The organism is Mesorhizobium sp. M1217, from assembly GCF_040318275.1.
Lineage (GTDB): Bacteria > Pseudomonadota > Alphaproteobacteria > Rhizobiales > Rhizobiaceae > Mesorhizobium.
In genome coordinates, this window is sequence record NZ_JAMYMA010000011.1 from 166,551 (window position 1) to 187,655 (window position 21,105).

The 21,105-nt window shown below is 62.1% G+C and carries 27 protein-coding genes; 5 read left to right on the top strand and 22 right to left on the bottom strand.

Going from position 1 to position 21,105, the window contains the following annotated elements:
• Window positions 1-521: 521 nt before the first annotated feature.
• Window positions 522-821, bottom strand: coding sequence for a DUF1236 domain-containing protein (locus NKH37_RS20040; RefSeq protein ID WP_023717301.1), 300 nt, complete (start codon window positions 819-821; stop codon window positions 522-524).
• 499 nt (window positions 822-1,320) lie between these two features.
• Here NKH37_RS20040 and NKH37_RS20045 point away from each other — a divergent pair, with 499 nt between their 5' ends.
• Complete coding sequence (locus NKH37_RS20045) at window positions 1,321-1,554, top strand: hypothetical protein (RefSeq protein ID WP_031193496.1); 234 nt, start codon at window positions 1,321-1,323, stop codon at window positions 1,552-1,554.
• 153 nt (window positions 1,555-1,707) lie between these two features.
• Window positions 1,708-1,902: a hypothetical protein gene (locus NKH37_RS20050; RefSeq protein ID WP_353005519.1), complete on the top strand. Its 195-nt coding sequence runs from the start codon at window positions 1,708-1,710 to the stop codon at window positions 1,900-1,902.
• Between the two features lie 38 nt (window positions 1,903-1,940).
• Here NKH37_RS20050 and NKH37_RS20055 read toward each other — a convergent pair whose 3' ends face one another.
• Both NKH37_RS20055 and NKH37_RS20060 read right to left on the bottom strand, forming a co-directional pair.
• Window positions 1,941-2,399, bottom strand: a complete 459-nt coding sequence (locus tag NKH37_RS20055; RefSeq protein WP_353005521.1) for a YbaK/EbsC family protein — start codon at window positions 2,397-2,399, stop codon at window positions 1,941-1,943.
• A gap of 118 nt (window positions 2,400-2,517) precedes the next feature.
• Window positions 2,518-2,796 carry a helix-turn-helix domain-containing protein gene (locus tag NKH37_RS20060; RefSeq protein WP_023674515.1) on the bottom strand — a complete coding sequence of 93 codons (279 nt, stop codon included), beginning with the start codon at window positions 2,794-2,796 and terminating at the stop codon, window positions 2,518-2,520.
• 317 nt (window positions 2,797-3,113) lie between these two features.
• On the opposite strand from NKH37_RS20060, the gene NKH37_RS20065 reads away from it, so the two are divergent.
• Entirely contained in the window at window positions 3,114-3,305 is a 192-nt protein-coding gene (locus NKH37_RS20065) for a hypothetical protein (RefSeq protein WP_023717295.1), read from the top strand.
• Between the two features lie 121 nt (window positions 3,306-3,426).
• Here NKH37_RS20065 and NKH37_RS20070 read toward each other — a convergent pair whose 3' ends face one another.
• The 7 genes from NKH37_RS20070 to NKH37_RS20100 form a co-directional block, all read right to left on the bottom strand.
• Window positions 3,427-3,759: a hypothetical protein gene (locus NKH37_RS20070; protein WP_352815971.1), complete on the bottom strand. Its 333-nt coding sequence runs from the start codon at window positions 3,757-3,759 to the stop codon at window positions 3,427-3,429.
• 75 nt (window positions 3,760-3,834) lie between these two features.
• Window positions 3,835-4,377, bottom strand: coding sequence for a MerR family transcriptional regulator (locus NKH37_RS20075; protein ID WP_023717293.1), 543 nt, complete (start codon window positions 4,375-4,377; stop codon window positions 3,835-3,837).
• 247 nt (window positions 4,378-4,624) lie between these two features.
• The gene (locus tag NKH37_RS20080; RefSeq protein WP_023717292.1) at window positions 4,625-4,948 is read right to left on the bottom strand and encodes an integration host factor subunit alpha; all 324 of its coding nucleotides are present in this window, start codon (window positions 4,946-4,948) and stop codon (window positions 4,625-4,627) included.
• Window positions 4,949-5,052: 104 nt separating this feature from the next.
• Window positions 5,053-6,024 (bottom strand): beta-ketoacyl-ACP synthase III, encoded by a 972-nt coding sequence (locus NKH37_RS20085; protein WP_023717291.1) that lies wholly within the window; start codon window positions 6,022-6,024, stop codon window positions 5,053-5,055.
• A 9-nt stretch (window positions 6,025-6,033) separates the two neighbouring features.
• Entirely contained in the window at window positions 6,034-7,104 is a 1,071-nt protein-coding gene (plsX, locus tag NKH37_RS20090; protein ID WP_353041299.1) for a phosphate acyltransferase PlsX, read from the bottom strand.
• Between the two features lie 121 nt (window positions 7,105-7,225).
• A complete protein-coding gene (locus NKH37_RS20095) occupies window positions 7,226-7,774 on the bottom strand; it encodes a YceD family protein (RefSeq protein ID WP_023717289.1) in 549 nt (182 codons plus the stop codon).
• A 22-nt stretch (window positions 7,775-7,796) separates the two neighbouring features.
• Window positions 7,797-8,354 (bottom strand): ubiquinol-cytochrome C chaperone family protein, encoded by a 558-nt coding sequence (locus NKH37_RS20100; RefSeq protein ID WP_023717288.1) that lies wholly within the window; start codon window positions 8,352-8,354, stop codon window positions 7,797-7,799.
• A 114-nt stretch (window positions 8,355-8,468) separates the two neighbouring features.
• Between NKH37_RS20100 and NKH37_RS20105 the strand changes: the two genes are divergently transcribed.
• Window positions 8,469-9,002, top strand: a complete 534-nt coding sequence (locus NKH37_RS20105; protein ID WP_023717287.1) for an outer membrane protein assembly factor BamE — start codon at window positions 8,469-8,471, stop codon at window positions 9,000-9,002.
• A 121-nt stretch (window positions 9,003-9,123) separates the two neighbouring features.
• Here the strand turns inward: NKH37_RS20105 and NKH37_RS20110 are convergent, their stop codons facing one another.
• Both NKH37_RS20110 and NKH37_RS20115 read right to left on the bottom strand, forming a co-directional pair.
• Window positions 9,124-11,265 (bottom strand): sodium-translocating pyrophosphatase, encoded by a 2,142-nt coding sequence (locus NKH37_RS20110; protein WP_023717286.1) that lies wholly within the window; start codon window positions 11,263-11,265, stop codon window positions 9,124-9,126.
• A gap of 253 nt (window positions 11,266-11,518) precedes the next feature.
• Window positions 11,519-12,019: a DUF2165 family protein gene (locus tag NKH37_RS20115; RefSeq protein WP_353005522.1), complete on the bottom strand. Its 501-nt coding sequence runs from the start codon at window positions 12,017-12,019 to the stop codon at window positions 11,519-11,521.
• Window positions 12,020-12,098: 79 nt separating this feature from the next.
• On the opposite strand from NKH37_RS20115, the gene NKH37_RS20120 reads away from it, so the two are divergent.
• Entirely contained in the window at window positions 12,099-12,332 is a 234-nt protein-coding gene (locus NKH37_RS20120; protein ID WP_353005523.1) for a hypothetical protein, read from the top strand.
• Between the two features lie 25 nt (window positions 12,333-12,357).
• Here NKH37_RS20120 and NKH37_RS20125 read toward each other — a convergent pair whose 3' ends face one another.
• From NKH37_RS20125 to nrdR, 10 genes are all read right to left on the bottom strand, one after another.
• Entirely contained in the window at window positions 12,358-13,107 is a 750-nt protein-coding gene (locus NKH37_RS20125; protein ID WP_352481227.1) for an ABC transporter permease, read from the bottom strand.
• Window positions 13,104-14,042 carry an ABC transporter ATP-binding protein gene (locus NKH37_RS20130; RefSeq protein WP_353005524.1) on the bottom strand — a complete coding sequence of 313 codons (939 nt, stop codon included), beginning with the start codon at window positions 14,040-14,042 and terminating at the stop codon, window positions 13,104-13,106. The genes NKH37_RS20125 and NKH37_RS20130 overlap by 4 nt, the downstream gene beginning before the upstream one ends.
• Before the next feature lie 5 nt (window positions 14,043-14,047).
• A complete protein-coding gene (locus NKH37_RS20135; protein ID WP_353005525.1) occupies window positions 14,048-15,214 on the bottom strand; it encodes an ABC transporter permease in 1,167 nt (388 codons plus the stop codon).
• 42 nt (window positions 15,215-15,256) lie between these two features.
• Window positions 15,257-16,168 carry a glycine betaine ABC transporter substrate-binding protein OsmF gene (gene osmF, locus NKH37_RS20140; RefSeq protein WP_352845113.1) on the bottom strand — a complete coding sequence of 304 codons (912 nt, stop codon included), beginning with the start codon at window positions 16,166-16,168 and terminating at the stop codon, window positions 15,257-15,259.
• A 158-nt stretch (window positions 16,169-16,326) separates the two neighbouring features.
• Window positions 16,327-17,544, bottom strand: a complete 1,218-nt coding sequence (locus tag NKH37_RS20145; RefSeq protein WP_352845114.1) for an MFS transporter — start codon at window positions 17,542-17,544, stop codon at window positions 16,327-16,329.
• Window positions 17,541-18,041: a transcription antitermination factor NusB gene (gene nusB, locus NKH37_RS20150; RefSeq protein WP_023717279.1), complete on the bottom strand. Its 501-nt coding sequence runs from the start codon at window positions 18,039-18,041 to the stop codon at window positions 17,541-17,543. The genes NKH37_RS20145 and nusB overlap by 4 nt, the downstream gene beginning before the upstream one ends.
• On the bottom strand, window positions 18,038-18,532 hold the full coding sequence (gene ribH / locus NKH37_RS20155; RefSeq protein WP_023717278.1) for a 6,7-dimethyl-8-ribityllumazine synthase: 495 nt from the start codon (window positions 18,530-18,532) through the stop codon (window positions 18,038-18,040). The genes nusB and ribH overlap by 4 nt, the downstream gene beginning before the upstream one ends.
• Window positions 18,533-18,662: 130 nt before the next feature.
• A complete protein-coding gene (locus tag NKH37_RS20160) occupies window positions 18,663-19,280 on the bottom strand; it encodes a riboflavin synthase (RefSeq protein ID WP_352449304.1) in 618 nt (205 codons plus the stop codon).
• A gap of 30 nt (window positions 19,281-19,310) precedes the next feature.
• Window positions 19,311-20,441 (bottom strand): bifunctional diaminohydroxyphosphoribosylaminopyrimidine deaminase/5-amino-6-(5-phosphoribosylamino)uracil reductase RibD, encoded by a 1,131-nt coding sequence (ribD, locus tag NKH37_RS20165; RefSeq protein ID WP_352640061.1) that lies wholly within the window; start codon window positions 20,439-20,441, stop codon window positions 19,311-19,313.
• A 2-nt stretch (window positions 20,442-20,443) separates the two neighbouring features.
• Window positions 20,444-20,953 (bottom strand): transcriptional regulator NrdR, encoded by a 510-nt coding sequence (gene nrdR / locus NKH37_RS20170; RefSeq protein ID WP_353005526.1) that lies wholly within the window; start codon window positions 20,951-20,953, stop codon window positions 20,444-20,446.
• Window positions 20,954-21,105 lie beyond the last annotated feature (152 nt).

The window sequence follows — 21,105 nt, forward strand, 5'->3', positions numbered from 1 at the left end:
TTCTTATGAGGAGGGACTTGCTGCGTTGAGATGAACCGTCGCGCCAGCCGGGTTGTTCCATCGAGCAAATAAAAACCCGCCGCACATGAAGTACGGCGGGGCCGATCAAGCGCTGTTGCACCAGGCGGGGGACTCGGGTGGGCGGGCTTGCCAGGTGCGCGCGGATCAAGTCGACATTAGGCGCATGAGCGGTAGCGCGTCCACCAACCGGCGGTTGGAACGAACTGGTTCAACGCCGGCGGCCGGCTTGGCCTGAAACTTTTTCAGGGCGGCAGCGACGGGGTCAGGAAAGTCGAGCAAGCGCAACGTGCCCGGCCCTCGTTGCTTGCGGGAATGCCGGAAGGATCAATGGCAGCAAGCATGAAGAACCCAACCTGGATCCTGGCGGCCTGGGAACGAAACGTGGCAGCTCACCCCGCCGGTTTCCGTGAGGACGCGAGCGCATCGTCCGCTACCGCGATTGGCGGCTGAACGCAAACAAGCCCGCCGCTTTTTCGGCACGGCGGGCTTCAGGCAGAAAATCAATCGTAGATCTTAACAATTTTGCGGGTACCTGGATCAACCAGGACGGTTCGTCCCTCGACGACTACATAGCGGTACTGAACGTCCGGCACTTCGTAAAGCTCGACTGTGTCGGGCAGAGCGGTGCCAATGTTGAGCTCAACACCGGGAAGGCTCAGGGATGCTACCGGCTTCTTCTTTACATACTCCCGGATCACCGTGTCTTGCTCAGGCTGAATGATGACGTCCTGAGCAGCGGCGGTTCCGATACCTACGAAAAGAAAGATTCCTGTCGCAGCAGATAAAAGTTGCTTTCCCATATAGCAATCCTCCAGCGAGGCAACCTTCCGCTACGGTGCTTGATGCTTCCGTGCGGGGCTACTTACCTAAACGAGCCGAAAGACTTGTTGTTCCGCTGGCGGTGGGCGAACTCCGGTGCCATGGCCATGAGGCCGCCTACAAACAAGCACCTGCTCAAGGCTTAGTTTCTTCCCGGGGAGGAGCTTTTGGGTCAGGACAATCAGGATAGGGCAATTCTTCACACGGAGAGGGCCTGTCGCCAACGCTGCCATAATGTTCCACGAGTTTTGCGAAACCGTAGGCGAAGGCGAAAAGAAGCATTAGGACAACCGCTATACGGACGGCCATACCGTATTGTAGCAGGATCCTCCCATTGGAGCGCGGGCGGCGTTTTTAATACGTTCGAATGTTGAGTTCGAAAAAGGTTGGCTCTAGTTGAATTGCCGTCGTCCGCAGTTGTAAGGGCGAGCGGACGCTTCGAAGATGACACGCCCTTTCGGCCTTTTCGGGAGAGATGCAATGTCGCTTCAAGGAGCTACCTGTCCTGCCGAGCTGACCATGTTGGCCAAAGCACTTGATGCCCGATGCCGTGAACTAGGCCTCGCTGACGGCGATCCAGGCAGAGAAGTGCTCGGCCGCAGGGTGATGGATTTGTTCGAAAGCGGTCAGCTCAGCGCCGAAGATTTGAGACTGGCTCTGAGCGGCGAGATTTTTTACGCCAAAAATCCTCCGGCCGGAGGCAGTGGGTTTTGATACGGCAAGCGGCTATCCGCGCAACCATTTGAATTATTGGTCCAGCGTAGGCTTCCGTGCACGCAAGGGCGCGCGTGAACAAATGTGATTTTGCGGTCGGTGCCAGACGGGCTAATCTTCCCAACGAATATCCAATGAAAGAGGAGAATGATCATGAAGACATTCCTCGCAACAGCCGCCGCACTGACCCTGTCCATATCCGCTGCCTCTGCGGATTGCCCCGCGCATTCAAAGGTCCAGGCATCGGTCGACACGCAGACGAGGACAGCGAGCGTCGAGAAGGCCGATATGTCGACAGCCGCGGACGCTCAGACGATCAAGAAAGAAGAGCCACAGAAGACCGACTAGCGGTAACGCTCACCGGATCCCACGACCCGGATAAAGGGCTACTGGCAGACATCCACCCACTCGGCGTCGACGAGTTCGGCCATGCGTTCCGGGCTGAGCCGGACGGCGGCGTTCGTCGCGCCTGCGGCGGGGACGACCTCGTCAAAGGCGCGCAGCGAGACGTCGCAGTACACCGGGAGCGGTGCCGGTAGGCCGAACGGGCACACCCCACCGACGGGATGACCGGTCGCGGCGAGCACCTGCTCGGCATCCAGCATTCGCGCCTTGCCGCCGAACCGGTCCTTGAATTTGCGATTGTCCAGCCTGGAGATGCCGCTGGCCACGATCAGCATCGTCTGGTCGCCGGCGCGCAGGCAGATCGTCTTGGCAATCTGCGCCGGCGCTACGCCATGCGCTTCGGCAGCCAGAGGCACCGTCGCCGAGCTGGCTTGCGTAACGATGACGTCGATTTCGGGCGCGTGGGCGACGAAGAAAGCGCGAACGGATTCGAGGCTCATCTCCGGCGATTTCCGTCTCGCGTCGCCGTGGCGGCCGGCAAGTCCGCTACGTGGCTGGAAAACGAAGCTCGCCAGGGCAACCCATGGCGAGCTCGTCGAATAAACGCATGGCACGCCGCTACGACACGGACCGCCTTTTCGCAGGCAACACGGCTTCGTCGAACAGAGCGCTTTCCGGAAGCTGAAGCGCGGAGGCAATACGCCGACGTTTCGAAGGATCGGCATCCTTGCCGCTTTCGATGTCGGCAATCTCATAGGCTGCCAGCCCGCACGCCAGGGACAGCTCTTCGATGCTGTATCCACGGGCTTCCCGGGCGGTTCGGACGGCACTGCGTTCAGGCGTAACCGCGCTCGCCGCCAATTCGGAGTAAGGTTCGCGTTTTGCTATTTGGGGCATTGGCAACTCCGTGGGATGAAAGAGTTAGATCAAATCATGTTGTTGCCTGAGACGATCGGGAGAATGCCCGCTCGCCGGTGATTTGCCAAGCATCAAAGATAGCGTCACGGCATCGTGAACCGACGCCGGAATGAATGGCGGATGCCGGCGCGCTCATATCTGGCTTGATCGTCGGCAGACACAGTTCGGAAACAAAATTCTACAGGCCGGAAAAACTGCCGAAAAACTCCAAGGCGATAGTCCTGACCGCAGTGCTCGAGTCACCGACCTGAATCGGTGACGCTCAAATTCGCCCTGCGCAAAAAGGAAACGATGTCATGAAGAAGTCTCTTCTCTCCGCCCTTGGACTTGCAATCGCACTTGCCCTTTCGATGCCGATCATCGGCGCGAGCAGCGCGAGTGCAGCGACGATGCACACCACCGTCAAGAAGCATCACCGCCATCACTACCATCACCGCGTCCACCACTATCGCCATCATCACAAGAAGGTCGTGGCGAAGAAGTACTGAAAACGCCTTGGGACAGACAGCCGGCAAGCAGGCGTTCTTGGTCTTTGATCAAGGGCGGCCAGCTTGCCGGGTTTGCCGCGTCGACGAAATGGCGGCGGTCCCGCTGACCACCGCATTTCCTCTACCTTGAACGCGCTCGCGGCGCTTTTTGCTGCCGGCCACCGAGGAAGAGACTGGCGACCAGCCCGACCAGAACCAGCCCGACAGCGGCCGCCGTCGCCGGGTGATCACGGGCGGTCTTCTCGATCGCCCGACCTTGCCTTCTGATTGCCGGCAAGGTGTCGCCGAGACGCTCGGCGATATCCGAATAATAGTCCGACGCGGTATCGCGACCGTCTTCGTAATAGGCGCCGCCCCGCTTCAACACGGCTTTCTTCAAAGTGGCCAGTTCCCTGGTCAGGGCGGCGACCTGCTTGTTCAGATCGGTCTCGGAGATGCTCGAAAGCGATGCCATGACGTGGTTCCTTCATCTGCAGAAGGAAGCCTAACGCATGACCCTGAAGACCGTTCCGGTCAGTCCCGGCGGGCTCTAGCGAACCTGATCGAGCAGGCGCTTGCATTCCAGCAGGTCGAACAGCGCCTCCTGCAGCAATGCGCGATTGTCACGGGAAAGTTTTGACGTGTCCGGTGGAACCGGGCCTTCCTCGTCGGTCTTGCCGATGCCGAAAAAACGACGGCTGGGTTTCACCCTCGGTTGGCCGACCAGCATCTCGTCGTCCGGGCCGCGCGGCTGCGCCGCTTGCGTCAGCGGTACCGCGTCAGCCTGCCGGCGCTGCGAGATCGCCTCGACCGCCGCCATGTCGCCATTGCCGACGGCGATCAAAAACTGGTTGCCGTTCTCGCGCAACAGCTTCTGTACGCCCTTGATCGTATAGCCCTGATCGTAGAGCATGTGGCGAATGCCCTTGATCAGCTCGACGTCCTGCGGCCGGTAGTAGCGGCGGCCGCCGCCGCGCTTCATCGGCTTGATCTGGTTGAAACGCGTCTCCCAGAAGCGCAGCACGTGCTGCGGCAAATCCAGATCCTCCGCGACCTCGCTGATGGTGCGGAAAGCATCGGGGCTCTTGTCCATGGGCGAATCCTCACGCTAGAGCATGATCGCGAAAGGCGGGGACCGGTTTTTGGGCAACATCACGGTAAAACAAAGAGAGCAGCTTTTCCGTCCACCGGGGCGGATCACACCCAAATACCGATCCGGCCTGCCGAATCGCATCTTATTTCAGCGGTTTATGAAACAATATTCAAGCCCGGCGTAAAAGCAGGCTTCGTTTTTCAACCGAAGCCTGAAGCATGGATTCTCGGCAAGGGAGATCGGGAATCTACTTGCTGCCCTTGGCCTTGCTGTTTTGATGGGAGCGCAGGATGCGGTTCTTCAGCACGTTCGATGACTTGAAGGTCATCACCCGGCGCGGCAGGATCGGCACTTCCTCACCGGTCTTGGGATTGCGCCCGATGCGTTCGTTCTTGGAACGGACATGGAAGGTCGCGAAGGACGACAGTTTCACCGTCTCACCGCGAACGATCGCCTCGCAGATCTCATTCAGCACCGCCTCGACAAGCTCGGCCGATTCAGTACGCGACAGCCCAACCTTGCGGTAAACGGCTTCGGCGAGGTCGGCGCGCGTAAGTGTCTTTCCCCCCATACGAACCGTCCCATCAGCTCAAAAAATAAAATCGATACAAGCAACGGCAGAACCTAAGTAATTGATCCGTCAAGGTCAAGGACCCGAACCCGTTAGTTCGGCACTTACCAACGCAGCAGGACGGCGCCCCAGGTGAAGCCGCCGCCCATCGCCTCAAGCAGCACCAGGTCACCCTTTTTGATGCGGCCGTCGGCGACGGCCGCGGATAGTGCCAGCGGCACGGAAGCAGCCGATGTGTTACCGTGCAAATCGACGGTCACCACCACCTTCCGCTCCTCTATCCCGAGCTTTTTGGCCGAAGCATCAATAATTCGTTTATTGGCTTGATGCGGCACGAACCAGTCGAGATCAGCGGCGCTGATGCCGGCCTGTGCGAACGTCGCCTCGATGACGTCGGTGATCATGCCGACCGCATGCTTGAACACTTCGCGGCCTTCCATCCTGAGGTGCCCGACCGTTCCGGTAGTCGACGGCCCACCGTCGACAAAAAGCTTGTCCTTGTGGATGCCGTCGGAGCGCAGGCTGGCCGCCAGAACGCCTCGGTCGGCGATGCCGCCTGCCCCCGTGCCTGCTTCCAGCACTATCGCGCCGGCGCCGTCGCCGAACAAAACGCAGGTCGAGCGGTCGTTCCAGTCGAGAATGCGCGAAAACGTTTCCGAGCCGATCACCAGCACCCGTCTGGCCAAGCCGCCGCGGATATAGAGGTCGGCGGTCGTCACCGCATAGACAAAACCCGAGCAGACCGCCTGCAGGTCGAAGGCAAAACCGTGGTGCATGCCGAGCCGGTTCTGGATCTCGACTGCGGTCGCGGGAAAGGTGTTGTTGGGCGTCGAGGTCGCCAACACGATCAGGTCGATGTCGTCAGCCGTCAGGCCGGCGCTGTCGAGGGCTGCGCGCGCTGCCGCCTCACCCAGAGAGGCCGTCGTCTCGTCGTCGGCCGCAATGTGGCGCTGGCGAATACCGGTACGCTGGACGATCCATTCGTCCGAGGTCTCGACCATGCCTTCAAAATCGGCATTCTTCATAATGCGGCGGGGCAGCGCGGCGCCCGTGCCGCGCACGACTGATCTGATCAATGCTCTTTCCTATTCCTTTGCGCCGATGACGACGTCGGATTTCCGGATTGTCTGGGCATTCGGATTGCGGGCATGGAACAGGTCGAGATCGGCCTCGATGCGGTCAAGCAGATTGTTGCGCACCATGTCGTAGCCGAGCTCGATCGCCGCAGCGAAGCCATCCGAATCAGCCCCGCCATGGCTTTTCACCACGATGCCGTTCAATCCCAGGAAGACGCCGCCATTGGAGCGGCCGACATCCATCTTCTCGCGCAGGCGATCGAAGGCGGTCTTGGCGAAGATATAGCCGATCCTGGCCATCAGTGTCCGGTTCATCGCGGCGCGCAGGTAGCCGGCGATCTGCCTGACCGTGCCTTCCGCCGTCTTGAGCGCGATATTGCCGGCAAATCCTTCGGTAACGACGACGTCGACACTGCCCTTGCCGATGTCGTCACCCTCGACAAAGCCATGGTAGTTCATCGAGGCCATGTTGGCCTCGCGCAGCATACGGCCTGCTTCCTTGACCTCCTCCTGACCCTTGATCTCCTCGACGCCGACATTGAGCAGGCCGACGCTCGGCCGTTCGATGCCGAAAACCGAGCGCGCCATGCCGGTACCCAGAATGGCAAAATCAACCAGTTGATGCGCATCCGCACCGATGGTTGCGCCGACGTCCAGCACCACGCTTTCGCCGCGCAATGTCGGCCAGAGCGCCGCAATCGCCGGGCGGTCGATGGTCGCCATGGTGCGAAGGCAGAATCTGGACATCGCCATCAGTGCGCCGGTATTGCCAGCCGAGATGCAGGCGTCCGCCGTGCCTGCCTTGACCGCTTCGACGGCTTTCCACATCGATGACTTCCAGCGGCCATGGCGCAGTGCCTGGCTCGGCTTGTCGTCCATCCGGACTGCGATCTCGCAGTGGATGAACTCGCTCACCTCCGCTAGCTTGGGGAATTTGGCGAGTTCAGGCCTTACCGCTTCTTCGCGCCCATAGATGACGAAGCGTATGTCCGGACGGCGGGTGGCGACAGTCATGAGCGCCGGGATGACCACGCTTGGCCCGTGATCGCCGCCCATGGCATCGATGGAAATCCTGATCACGCGGTGTTCATCTCACGGTTGCTTGGCCAGCGGGCTTGCCAAGGTACGGGGCTCGCGAAGGTTCGGAAAATAACGGTTTTGGGCTGCCGCACAACCAACTTTTCTCAAATTGGGTCAGCCATCAGGATTTTCCCAGCAGTGATCTGAGCTTTTGCTGGAATTCATTCTCCACAGGCTCGGCATCGCCGGCGGCCTCCAGCGACACACCCGGCTTGCGCGGATAGGGATCGATCGCCAAGCCAAAGAACTGTTCGGCAAGCGCCCCGACGTCGATCGCGTCGCCGGAAAAGGTTTCCGGGCTGTCCGGCCCTTCGGCGTCGAGCAGGATCTCACCGCCACCGTCGAAACCTTGCCGCCCGAGCTTGGATTGTTCCGGCAGGAACAGCGCCTCGACCGGCTCGTCGATATGCGCCTCGACCGGGTCGAGAGTGACGATGCAGGCCTGCGTTATATCGGCCTCGACATGGCCGCTGACTTTCACCCCATTGCGCTTCCACGGCTCGATCAGAAGTTCGGCGCGATAGTTCTCGACCGAAAGCAACTCATGCTCGACGGCCAGTATGGCGCGCTGCCCGGCGTCGGCATCGATCACCACCGGCAGCCCTTTTTGCGGCATCCGGGCGACATTTGCCAGGAATGACACTGGGCTGTGGGTATCAGGATGTTTCATCTTCGCCTCCACTTCGCCGCCTTCATTCGGCCTGCCTTCGCTCAGAGTTGGCCACTGGAAATGCCACCGTGCCGGAAACGATCGATTCGGTCGGCTGTTGCGTGAGTTGCCTTGATGCATCGGCGGCATAGAGTGCCAGTTGCGACGCTTGCGGCCAGGCGCCGGCATCCGGCCTGACATTGCGGGAAAGGGCGGCGGCAAGCGCATCATGGTCATTTCGTTTCAGCGCATCGTCATAGGCGGCGGTACGGCCATAGAACATCTTCGCCAGTTTCCGCATTCGCTTCGGCACGCCGACGTCGCCAATGCCCAATTCCCGCAACGAATGTTCGACATCCATGAAGAACTCGTCGATCAGCACCTGCGCAACCTCTGCCGCAGCACCGCCCTCGCCGCGCAACCGGTGCTGGAACAGGAACATGTGCAACGACAGCATCTCGAAGCGGCCGAGCGGCGTGTCCGGCACGTTCCAGGCGGAATAAAACACCGGTTGCCGCGCCGCCGCCACGATTTGTGCGTAAAGCGCCTCGGTGATGGCGCGGTTGGCGTGACGTTCGCGGCCAAAGAGGCGCTGGAACATTTGAGGGTGGTCTCCCGGGACCGTTTGTTGAAGTGGCCTTGTTGCATCGGCAAGCAAGCTGGTTTACCGGTTTTGCGGCCCAGCGCAAGTTGCGGCCAGCTTATGGAGTTGTAGTTGCGCGCGCTGAAATTCAAGTCGACTTTCCTGCCTAGGCCCGCCGGTGCGGTTTCGCTGCTGGTGATCGCTGCGGCGCTTTCCGCCTGCAATTCGTCCAAGATGATCGGCGATCTCAATCCGAGCGAGACGCTGACGCAGGGCTACGTCATCGACCAGCAGGCGATCGACCTGGTGCCGGTCGGCTCGAGCCGCGAACAGGTGCTGCTGGCGCTCGGCACTCCCTCGACGAAGGCGACCTTCGACAACGAGGCCTTTTATTACATTTCGCAGACGCGCAAGCGATATGTCGCCTTCGACAAGCCGCGGCTAGTCGACCAGCATGTGCTGGCGGTCTATTTTGGCGATGACGGGCGCGTCACCCAGATCGCCAATTACGGCCTGAAGGACGGCAAGGTGTTTGACTTCATCTCGCGCACCACGCCGACCGGCGGCAAGGACCAGAACTTCCTCAGCCAGATCATCAGTGGCGCCAGCAAGCTGACGCCTGGTGTTCCGGGCGCCAGCGGCGGCAGTACGCTCGGCGGCACCTGATCCACTCGACGGTGTCGGCTTCTTTTCTTTTCGCTTCCCTGTAAGCGGCGGCACATCTCAGGCAATGAAAACCCGCGGGAGCGATCCCGCGGGTTTTTGTCTTGAGCCGTGGCGACCGAGCTTAGCCGTGCGCGAGCACGGCCAATAGCAGCAGCGCGACGATGTTCGTGATCTTGATCGCCGGGTTGACCGCCGGCCCAGCAGTATCCTTATAGGGATCGCCGACCGTGTCGCCGGTCACAGAGGCCTTGTGTGCTTCGGAGCCCTTGAGGTGCTTGAGGCCGTCCTTGTCGACGAAACCATCTTCGAACGACTTCTTGGCGTTGTCCCAGGCACCGCCGCCGGAGGTCATCGAGATGGCAACGAAAAGGCCGTTGACGATGACGCCGAGCAGCGAGGCGCCGAGCGCGGCAAAGGCGGATGCCTTCGAACCGGAGATCAGGAGGACACCGAAATAGACCACCAGCGGCGCCAGCACCGGCAGCAGTGATGGAACGATCATCTCCCGGATCGCTGCCTTGGTCAGAAGGTCGACGGCGCGCGCATAGTTCGGCTTCGAGGTGCCGGCCATGATGCCCGGATCCTCGCGGAACTGCTTGCGCACCTCCTCGACGATAGCACCGGCGGCGCGGCCGACGGCGGTCATGGCGATGCCGCCGAACAGATACGGGATCAGGCCGCCGAAGATCAGGCCGGCGACGACATAAGGATTGGAGAGGTCGAAGGAGACGTCGCCCATGCCCTGGAAGTAGGGGTATTTGTCGCTATTGGCGGCAAAGAACTTCAGGTCGTTAGAGTAGGCCGCAAACAGCACCAGCGCGCCGAGGCCGGCCGACCCGATGGCGTAGCCCTTGGTTACCGCTTTGGTGGTGTTGCCGACAGCGTCGAGCGCGTCGGTGGACTGGCGCACTTCCTTGGGCAGGCCGGCCATTTCGGCAATGCCGCCGGCATTGTCGGTGACTGGGCCGAAGGCATCGAGCGCGACGATCATGCCGGCGAGGCCAAGCATCGTCGTCACCGCGATCGCCGTGCCGTAGAGGCCGGCGAGCTGGTATGTCGAGATGATGCCGCCGACGATGACGATCGCCGGCAACGCCGTCGCTTCGAGCGAGACCGCCAGGCCCTGGATGACGTTGGTGCCGTGACCGGTGACCGAGGCCTGGGCGATGGAGTTCACCGGACGCTTGTTGGTGCCGGTATAATATTCGGTGATCACCACGATGAGGCCTGTCACCACAAGGCCGACCAGGCCGCAGATGAACAGGTTCGTGCCGGTGATGGCCATGCCGGCGACGGTGCCGATCTCACCCCAGCCGATGCATGCCGAAGTGGCGACGGCAAGGCCGACAATTGACAGCAGGCCGGTGACGATCAGGCCCTTGTAGAGAGCGCCCATGATCGAGCCGCTGGAACCGAGCTTGACGAAGAAGGTGCCGGCGATCGAGGTGAGAATGCAGGCGCCGCAGATGGCCAGCGGATAGAGCATGGTCGCGCCGAGAACGGCGGTGCCACCGAAAAAGATGGCGGCAAGGACCATGGTGGCGACCACGGTCACCGCATAGGTCTCGAACAGATCGGCGGCCATGCCGGCGCAATCGCCGACATTGTCGCCGACATTGTCGGCGATGGTGGCCGGATTGCGTGGATCGTCTTCGGGAATGCCGGCTTCAACCTTGCCGACGAGATCGCCGCCGACGTCGGCGCCCTTGGTGAAGATGCCGCCGCCGAGACGAGCGAAGATCGAAATCAGCGAGGCGCCGAAGCCAAGCGAAACCAACGAGTCGATGACGACACGGTCATCGGGCTGAAGGCCCATGAACTGGGTGAGGATCAGGTAATAGATCGATACGCCAAGCAGGGCCAGGCCAGCAACCAGCATGCCAGTGATGGCGCCCGACTTGAAGGCGATCTCGAGGCCGGCAGCGAGGCTGTTGGACGCCGCCTGCGCGGTGCGCACATTGGCGCGCACCGAGACGTGCATACCGATGAAGCCAGCGGCGCCCGATAGAACGGCGCCGATCAGGAAGCCGATGGCGGCGGTGATCGAAAGCAGCCACCAGGCGAGCAGCAGGACCACGACGCCGACGATGGCGATGGTGGTGTACTGACGCGCCAGATAGGCTTGCGCGCCTTCGCGGATGGCCGCGGAAATTTCCTGCATGCGTGCATTGCCCTGATCGGCCGCGAGGACCGAACGTGTCGCCCAGATGGCGTAAAGGACTGAAAGCAGACCGCAGGCGATGACAGCTGAAAGTATGGTCATTGCCGAATTTTCCTCGATTGGTGGCCCAAAAGAACCCCTCCCCGGGCCGTTGAGACAGGGGACGAATTTTCCGCAACCGGAATCCGTCCCTTCGCAGCGGCTTATGCGAAACAGGGCTCGGAACGTCAAGATATTGTTCGGTTTTTGTCCGGTTTTCGCTCAAAAGATCCCGGGTTTCATCCAAAAGGCTGGACGGCAGCGCGCCTGTCGACACTGCCATCCGATTAGATCGATTGAAATCGGCGAACGGCCGTCAAACTTTGCGCGGGTCGCCGTCCGGCTGGACGACGAAGATCAGCACCACCAGCATTGTCATGTAGAATTTGAACGCCGCCTCCTGACCATTCCATGTCGAAGACTGCCACATGGCAAACCACTCGCCGCCAACGACCATGAAGCCGAAATACCAAACGAGGAAACCCATGGTGGCGGCTATGATGGCGAACTTCTTGGCATCGTTGAATGCCTGTCCGCTGGCGTTGCGCGCCTGCCAGAGTCGCCAGGCGGCGACTAGGTAGAGCAAGCAGGTCAGCGCCTCGCCAATGATGATCAGCCAGTAGCCCGCCGTCCACAGCGACGGGTTGGTGATCGAGCGGTACATCAGGGCGTCGCCGGGAAAGGTCGTGTCCATGCTCAGCACATGCTGGACAAAGGCGAAGTTTGAGCCGTAATCGGTGATGTTGCCGAAGGCGACAAGGAAGGCGAAAGCCGCCAGACACAAACACATGACGATCTTGGAGAAACGCGCGGTCATGGCAAGAACTCCTGCTGAAAGATCGGGGCATCGCACTCATCAATCGCCGAGTCCCGAAGATCGCGCATCGGGGGGACCAGTGATCATAGTGCTCACGACTGTCGCGAGACATTATGCCGGGAAGCAAGACATTGCCGCGATTCTCGAAACCCTCGATCTCGACAGCTATTGCGCGGTGGGCGACTTAGTCTCTGTGGTTAGAGCCGGCACACAGCACGATTTCGCCATCATCCGCCGCCGCTGGATCGCCAGCGAGACGCGCACCACGCTTGAACTGACGCTCGATCATCCGGCGCGTTCGAGTGGCCGTTGAAAGAAGCGAACTTTGCCCCGAGGGGCTACTCCACCTCGCGCCCCATGCGCCGGCCCGTGTAGCGCTCGATCGCCGACAGCCCGTCATAGATCAGCACGGCAAGGGCGGCGACGATCAGGCCGCCCTGCAGGATGAAGGCGAGGTTGTTCGACAGCAGGCCGGCGATGATCACCTCGCCCAATGTCCTCGCCGCCACTGTCGAGCCGATGGTCGCGGTGGCGAGGCTGATCACCACCGACAGCCGGATACCGCCGAGGATGATCGGCGCGCTGAGCGGCAGTTCGACCTTGACCAGCCTTTGCCAGCCGGTCATGCCGGCGCCACGCGCCGCCTCGACGACATTGGCCGGCAGCGTCGTCAGGCCGGTCAGCGCGTTCTCGAAGATCGGCAGCAGGCCATAGAGAAACAACGCAATCAGCGTCGGCTTTTCGCCGAAGCCGACGGCCGGCACGGCAAGCGCCAGCACCGCCACCGGCGGAAAGGTCTGGCCGATATTGACCAGGCTGCGCGACAGCGGCAGGAATTCGGCGCCGGCTGGCCTGGTGACCAGAATGGCGAGCGCGACCGCAACGATCGTCGCGGCAACCGTTGCGATCAGGACGGTCTGCAGATGCAGCAGCGTCAACGTCAAAAGGCTGCCCTGATTGTAGATTACCGGCGCGTTGTTCTCTGTCAGCGGCTTCAGCAGCGGTTCGAACCAGCCGGGATTGGTGACGAAGGCAATAAGCAGCACCACCAGGGCAAGCCTGAGCAGTGATGGAAGCCAGGCTTTCATGCCGGCCTCGCCGCGCGTTTAACCAGTCCATCCACAGTGATGCGGCCAAGCGATTTGCCATCAGTATCTTTCACCGGCAGTGCCGGGCGGCCCGACCACAGGAGTTCGGCCAACGCGTCGCGTTGGCTGGCATCACCGGGGATCGCCTCGCCTTCGGCCGTGCCTTTTTCCACCGCGTCGCGCACCCGGCCAAGCGATAACAGCCGGAACGGTTTTTCGCTGGCGCCAACCAGGGTCTCGACAAACGCGCTGGCCGGTTTCGCCAGTATCTCGGCCGGCGCGGCATATTGCACTACTTTGCCGCCGTCCATCACCGCGATCTTGTCGCCCATGTGAACGGCCTCTTCCATGTCATGGGTGACTAGGATGATGGTGGTGCCGAAGCGCTTCTGGATCGCCAGCAGATCCTCCTGCGCCTTGTTGCGGATGATTGGATCGAGCGCGCCGAACGGCTCATCCATCAACAGCACGTTGGGTTCCGCGGCAAGCGCCCGGGCGACGCCGACGCGCTGCTGCTGGCCGCCGGAAAGCTCATGCGGATAGCGTGGCCCGTAGGCTTGCGGGTCGAGCTGATATAGCGTCATCAGCTCGTCGACGCGGGCTTTGATGCGGTTGGCGTCCCAGCCGAGCAATACCGGCACAGTGGCGATGTTCTGTGCCACCGTGCGATGCGGAAACAGACCGTGGCCCTGGATGGCATAGCCGATGCTGCGACGCAGCTCATAATCAGGCACCGAGCGGTTGTCGACGCCGTCGAGCTTGATCACGCCCGATGTCGGCTCGACCAGCCGGTTGATCATGCGAAGCAGCGTCGTCTTGCCGGAGCCGGAGGTGCCGACGATGACGGCGATGCTGCGCGGATCGATTACTATCGACACGTCGTCGACCACTGTCGTCTCGCCGTAGCGCTTGGTGATGCCTTCGATCTCGATCATGCCGTTTAAACCCTGCGCTTGCTGGCGCTCATTTCGATCACTGCATCGAGGATGATGGCGGCGGCAAAGGCCAGCGCCACCGTCGGCACGGCACCGAGCAGCACCAGGTCCATCGCCGTCTGGCCGACCCCCTGGAATACGAATACGCCAAAGCCGCCGCCGCCGATCAGCGCGGCAATGGTGGCGAGGCCGATATTCTGCACCAGCACGATGCGAATGCCGGTGAGGATCACCGGGAAAGCCAGCGGAAACTCGACGCCGAACAGCCGCTGGCGGTCGGTCATGCCCATGCCGCGCGCTGCGTCGTTGGCGGCACGCGGCACACCGGCAAGGCCGACCACGGTGTTGGCCACCACCGGCAGCAGTGAATAGAGGAACAGGGCGACGAAAGCCGGCGCCGTGCCGATGCCGCGAATGCCGAGCGCGGCAGCACCCGGCACATGCGAAGCGACCCAGCCGAGCGGTGCGATCAAGAGGCCGAACAGCGCGATCGAAGGAATGGTCTGAATGATGTTCAGCACGTTGAGCACGCCGGCCCGCAATTTCTCGACGCGGTGGCAGAGGATGCCGAGCGGCAGGCCGATAATCACTGCTGCCGCCAGCGAACCCAGCGCCAGCGTCACGTGCTTGGAGCCTTCCGCCCAAAAACTATCGGCGCGATTGAAATATTCCTTGAGGATCGACAGGCTGTTCCAGCTCCCCGAGACCAGCAGCAGGCCGATCGCCGCTGCGGCGACAACAAGCACGCCGACCCGTGCCTGCGGCGACAGGTTCAGCCTTGTAAGCACGTCGGCGAGCAGAAGCGTGAAGGCGAAGATAAACAGCCAGAAGCCCGAAGCCGGCGAGATACGGGCGAAGGTGTTGCCGGCGGGCGTCAGGAAGCTGCCGGCAACGCCGATCAGCAGCGCCAGCGCCGCAAGTGCAACCACACTGGCGGCGAGGCGCAGAGCAAGCGGCGTTTTCAGCAATGCAATGAGCGCCGCTGCGACAACAATCGCCATCAATAGCGGACCGACCGCCGCAGGCAAAGATTCGAGGATCGAGCGCACCTCGCCGGGTACGATGCGATTGGCGCGGAACGTGGCGAATGGTGCCGCAAAAGCCGCATAGGCTGATATCGCCGCGATAACCACGCCGAGCTTGTCAAACCGGATGCGCACGCCCTCCCCCATCGGCCGATCCGCGCACCTCGAAAGCGGCGCGCCGGAATCGCCTTACTTGAGGAAGCCGTTCTTTTTCAAAAAGTCTTCGGCGACGCCCTTGACCGGTTCGCCGCCAACCTGGACGCGGCCATTCAACTCCTGCAGCGTGACGAGATCGAGCTTGGCGAAGACCGGCTTCAGCAGCGTCTCGATTTCCGGGTGCTCCTTCAGCACCGCCTCGCGGATGATCGGCGCCGGCTGGTAGACCGGCTGCACACCCTTGTCGTCCTCAAGCACGACGAGGCCGGAGGGCGCGATGCCGCCGTCGGTGCCGTAGACCATGGCCGCGTTGGCGCCGTTGGTCTGGTTGGCCGCAGCGGCAATGGTCGCCGCCGTATCGCCGCCCGACAGCGTGATCAACTGGTCCGGCTTCAGCGTAAAGCCATAGGTCTTCTGGAAAGCGGGCAGCGCGGCCGCCGAATTGACGAACTCGGCGGACGCCGCCAGCACCACCTTGCCGCCGCCCGAGACATATTTGCCGAAGTCGGAAAGGGTGACGAGCTTGTTGGTATCGGCGACCTCCTTACCCAGGGCGATCGCCCAGGTGTTGTTAGCCGGTGACGGGGACAGCCAGACGATCTTGTTGGCGTCGTAATCGAGCTTCTTGGCAGTCTCGTAGGCCTTAGCGGCATCCTTCCACACCGGATCGTCGGCCTTCTCGAAGAAGAATGCGGCGTTGCCGGTGTATTCCGGATAGATGTCGATCTCGCCGGCCGTAATTGCCTTGCGTACCACAGGCGTGCCGCCGAGTTGGATGCGGTCGGTGGTCTGGATATTATTGGCGTTCAGCACCAGCTGGATGATGTTGCCGAGCACGCCGCCCTCGGTGTCGATCTTCGACGACACCACCACCTGGGCACTCGCCGAGGCCACCGTGATGCCGAGCGCCAGCACGGTGCCGGCCAGAACCTTGATTGAAAACATCTCACAAATCCCTTGCTGTGAACCGGAATATGGCTGCCGCATATGAGCATGGCTTCGATGCCCCGTCGGGGTACACGGTTTCATAAGAAGGGTGATGGACGCAATAATTTTGTTCGGATTTGGGTGAATCCGCTGTTGTCTCGTCCGACAGCGTGGCGTCAGCTGGCCGCACGCAAGCCCGTCATCTTCAACACGCCCAGTGCCACGAAGCACAGCGCGACGACCGGAAAAATCATCCAGTTCAGCATCTCCCAGCCCCAGGCATTGTAGACCGCGCCCGACATCAGCGAGGCGAAGGCGACGGAGCCGAACAGGACGAAATCGTGGAACCCCTGGACCTTGCCTTTTTCGGATGGCTGGTAGCTGTCAGCCACCATGGCGGTGGCGCCGATGAAGCTGAAGTTCCAGCCGAGGCCGAGCAGGATCAGCGTTGTCCAGAACTGCCACACTGCCAACCCCGACAGCGCGACTATACCGCAGCCAATGAGCAGCACCAGGCCGATGGCCACGATCCGCTCCGCGCCAAAACGATAAATCAGCGACCCCGTGAAGAAGCTCGGCGCGAACATCGCCATCACATGCCAGGAAATGCCGAGCGTGGCGTCGTCGGTCGAAAGGCCGCAGCCGACCATGGCCAGCGGCGCGCCGGTCATGACGAAGCTCATCAGCGCGTAGCTGCCGATGGCGCAAAACAGCGCCGCGACGAAGCGCGGCCTGGTGACGATTTCTAAGAGCGGCCGGGCGTCGCTGTCGGCGATTTCCACCTTCTCGGTGGCCTTGGCTGGGATGCGCAATAAAGAGAGGATGGCGGCGCCAACCGCCGCCAGCACCAGGATGGACGCAAACGAGCCGGCAAACTTCACCGGCGAGAACAGGTCGCCGGTGAAAATGACGATCTGCGGCCCAAGTATGGCGGTGACGATGCCGCCGGCCAGCACGAAGGAGATGGCGCGCGCCTTGAATTCAGGCGGAGCATTGTCGGCGGCGGCAAAGCGGAATTGCTGGACAAAGGCACCGCCGATCCCGATCACGGCAAGGCCGAAAGCGAACAGCCAGAAGCTGGCATGAAACAGCGCCAACGTAGCGACCAGCCCGCCAAGCGCTGTGACCGCAGTGCCGGTCATGAAGCCGTCGCGCTGGCCGAGCCGGCGGATGATCGCCGCGGCCGGCAGGGAACCGAGCGCCACGCCGACATTGAAGCCGGTGATCGGCGCGGTTGCCAGCGACTTGTCGGCTTCGAGGAGGTACTGCCCGGCCAGTCCGCCCATGGAAATGGCGATGGGTGCCGCCGAACCGATGATCGCCTGCGAGGCTGCGAGGATGAAAGCGGTGCGACGCGCTTCCTTGCCGGCCTCAACGACGCCGATAGCAGTCATGAGGCGTCCTTGCCGCGGCCCTCGCCACGCACGCGGCGCGACACGCGATCAAGCACCGCATTGACCAGTTTCGGCTCGTCTTCTTCGTAAAATGCCTTGGCGATGTCGACATATTCGGAGACGATGACCGCCACCGGCACGTCCTCGCGTTTCATCAATTCGTAGACGCCGGCACGCAATATGGCGCGCAACGTCGAATCGAGCCTCGACAGCGGCCAGTCCTCGGTCAGCGCCTGGCGGATAATCGGATCGATGGTCTTCTGGTGCTCGACAACGCCGGCAAGAATGGCGCGAAACCATTGCGCATCGGCCTCGCGATAGAGCGCGCCGTCGACTTCCTTGCCGAGCCTGAACGCCTCGTATTCGGCGGTGATCTCAAACACGCCGCTGCCGGCGACATCCATCTGGTAGAGCGCCTGCACAGCCGCCAGGCGAGCAGCACCGCGCTTGTTGGCATGGCGAACCGCAGGCTGGCCGGGCGAAGCGGGTTCGCTCACGTTCGCTCTCCCAGTTGTTCCTTTAGGGCGATCATGGTCAGCGCCGCACGCGCCGCAAAGCCGCCCTTGTCGCCTTCGGAGCGCCTGGCCCGTGTCCAGGCCTGTTCGTCGTTTTCGGTGGTCAGGATGCCATTGCCGATGCAGACTGAATCCTGCACGGACAGGTCCATCAGGGCACGGCTGGATTCATTGGCGACGATATCGAAATGATAGGTGTCGCCGCGGACCACCGTGCCGAGGGCGACGAAACCGTCATAGCTCGTCCCGCCTTCGGAAGCACCGTCGAGCGCGAAGGAAATCACCGCCGGGATTTCGAGCGAGCCCGGAACGGTGACGACATCGTATGTCGCGCCCGCTTCGTCGAGCGCGCTGGTCGCGCCTTCGAGCAACGCGTCCGCAAGGTCGTCGTGAAAGCGCGCCTCGATGACAAGAAGGTGGGCCTTCTTCTTCGGACGGATGAACGCTTTGCCGTGTTGGGATGTGCCAGCCATAGATGTCTCCGGGGATCGCCGGTGACTTAGGCCGAAGCCGGTTTGATCGCAAGCGGAAGATTGCTGAAGGAACGTTCAAGGCCAACCCGGTGGCGGCCGCATCAGGGAATGGACTTTATGGGCGATCGCCTCAAAGTCCCTCTTTGGCCGCCTCCACCAGTCGCGCCGCGTAGCGGGCCATGGTGTCGATCTCGAGGTTGACGCGGTCGCCGACCTGGCGTTCGCCCCAGGTGGTGACCGTCAGCGAGTGGTGGATCAATAGCACGTCGAAGCGGGTGCCTTCGACCTTGTTGACGGTGAGCGAAGTGCCGTCGAGCGCGACGGAACCCTTGGGGGCGATGAATTTGGCAAGCTCGCGCGGTGCTTCCAGGGTAAAGCGAACGGCGTCACCCTCTTCCTTGCGGGCCACGATCTCGGCCATTCCGTCGACATGGCCTGACACGATATGGCCGCCAAGCTCGTCGCCGATCTTCAGCGCCCGCTCCAGGTTGATGCGCGTGCCGGATTTCCAGCCCATCGCGGTCGTCAGCCTGAGTGCTTCTTCCCAGGCCTCGACTTCGAACCAGCGTGCGTTCGCGCCGTCTTCCGGCAATCCCGTTACCGTCAGGCAGACGCCGCCGCACGAAATTGAAGCGCCAATGGCAATGGTCTGCGGATCGTAGGCGGTGTCGATGCGCAAACCGACGCCTTCCCTGAGCGGCTTCACGGCGGCGACGGTGCCGACATCGGTGACGATTCCAGTGAACATTACTTTGGCCCAGTGAACATCAGTTCGGTCCTAAATGTCTCTTGTCCATTCGGCATATGTGTCTTCGCCGAAACGCATGTCGCGCAATTTGCGAAATCCCGGCGGGATATGGTTGGCATCTATCGGCGATGCAATGCCGTCCTCGCCGATCGCATCCGGCCCCTGAAACAGCACGATGCGATCGACGAGTTGTTCGTCGAGGAACGCCTTGGCCACCTTGGCGCCGCCCTCGACCAGCACGCTCGCCATGCCCAGCGCCGCCAGATCCTCGAGCAGTTCCGGCAGCGCAATATCGCCTTCATACGTCTCAGTGCCGATGAAGCGCACTCCGGTGCGTTCGAGCGCGGCCCGCCGACGTGGATCGGCCTCGGCACACGCGGCGACATAGAGCGGGACCCGGTCGACGCCGGAAACCAGCTTCGAGGTCTCCGGCAGCCTGATCTGGCGGTCGAGCACGATGCGCGCCGGCGAACGGTTCTCAAGTCCCGGCAGCCGCACCGTCAGCGCCGGATCGTCCTCCAGCGCGGTGCCGATGCCGATCAATATGCCGTCCGCTTCGGCGCGCATCAGATAGACTTCGCGCCGCGCGATATCGCCGGTAATGGAGACCTGCCCCTCGCCTTTCACGCCGATCTTATTGTCGCTCGAAAGCGCAAGCTTCAGAATCACTTCCGGGCGTTTTTTCAGAGATCGAATCAAATAGCCGGCCATCTGCTCCGCGGCCTCGGCCGCCAGCACTTTTTCCATCACCTCGACGCCCGCGGCACGCAAGATGGCGTAGCCCTTGCCGGAAACACGCGGGTCCGGATCGCTGGCAGCGCCAACCACCCGCGCCACGCCGGCGCTGACCAGCGCATTGGCGCAAGGCGGCGTGCGGCCGTGATGGGCGCAAGGCTCCAGCGTTACATAGGCGGTGGCGCCTTGCGCCAGCTCACCGGCCTCGGCCAGCGCCTCTGTTTCGGCATGCGGCCGGCCGCCGACGGCCGTGACGCCGCTGCCGACGATCATTGGCCCGTCGCCGTCATCGCGTACGATGAGCGTGCCGACGGAAGGATTGGTCGACGTCCGGCCGGCATTTTTGCGCGACAGCCTGAGGGCTGCCGCCATATAGCGGCGATCGAGGACCTCTTGCTTCGCCGTGCTGCGCTCGGACCCTGCCATGCTCAGCCGGCGTCCTCTTCGCTCTTCAGCTCTCCGCCCCTGGGCTCGTCACTTTTGAGCTCGTCGCCTTTGAGCTCGCCCAACACGTCGTGGAAATCCTTGGCCTCGCGGAAATTGCGGTAAACGGAGGCAAAGCGCACATAGGCGACATCGTCGAGCGACTTAAGCGCCTCCATGACCAGCCGGCCGACTTCGCCGGAGGCGACCTCGGTCTCGCCCGAGCTCTCCAGCTGGCGCACTATGCCGGTCACCGCGCGGTCGATGCGCTCCGGGTCGACGTTGCGCTTGCGTACCGCAATCTCGACCGAACGCAGCAGCTTGTCGCGGTCGAACGGCACCTTGCGTCCCGACTTCTTCACCACGACGAGGTCGCGCAGCTGTACCCGCTCGAAAGTGGTGAAGCGGCCGCCGCAATCTGGGCAGATGCGCCGCCTGCGGATCGCCGCGCCGTCTTCGGCAGGGCGCGAATCCTTCACCTGCGTATCTTCGGACTGGCAATAAGGGCAGCGCATGGAGAGCCTTCGGTTCGCGATTCTCGTGGAGCGAAAGGCTTAGAGGTTTTTGCCACGATGGCAAAGTATGGCCGATGACCGATCGCGCCTCAGAGATAGCGAGGCACGAGGAAAATTGCGAGAGCGGCAATCAGTTGGACGGCAATACGCCA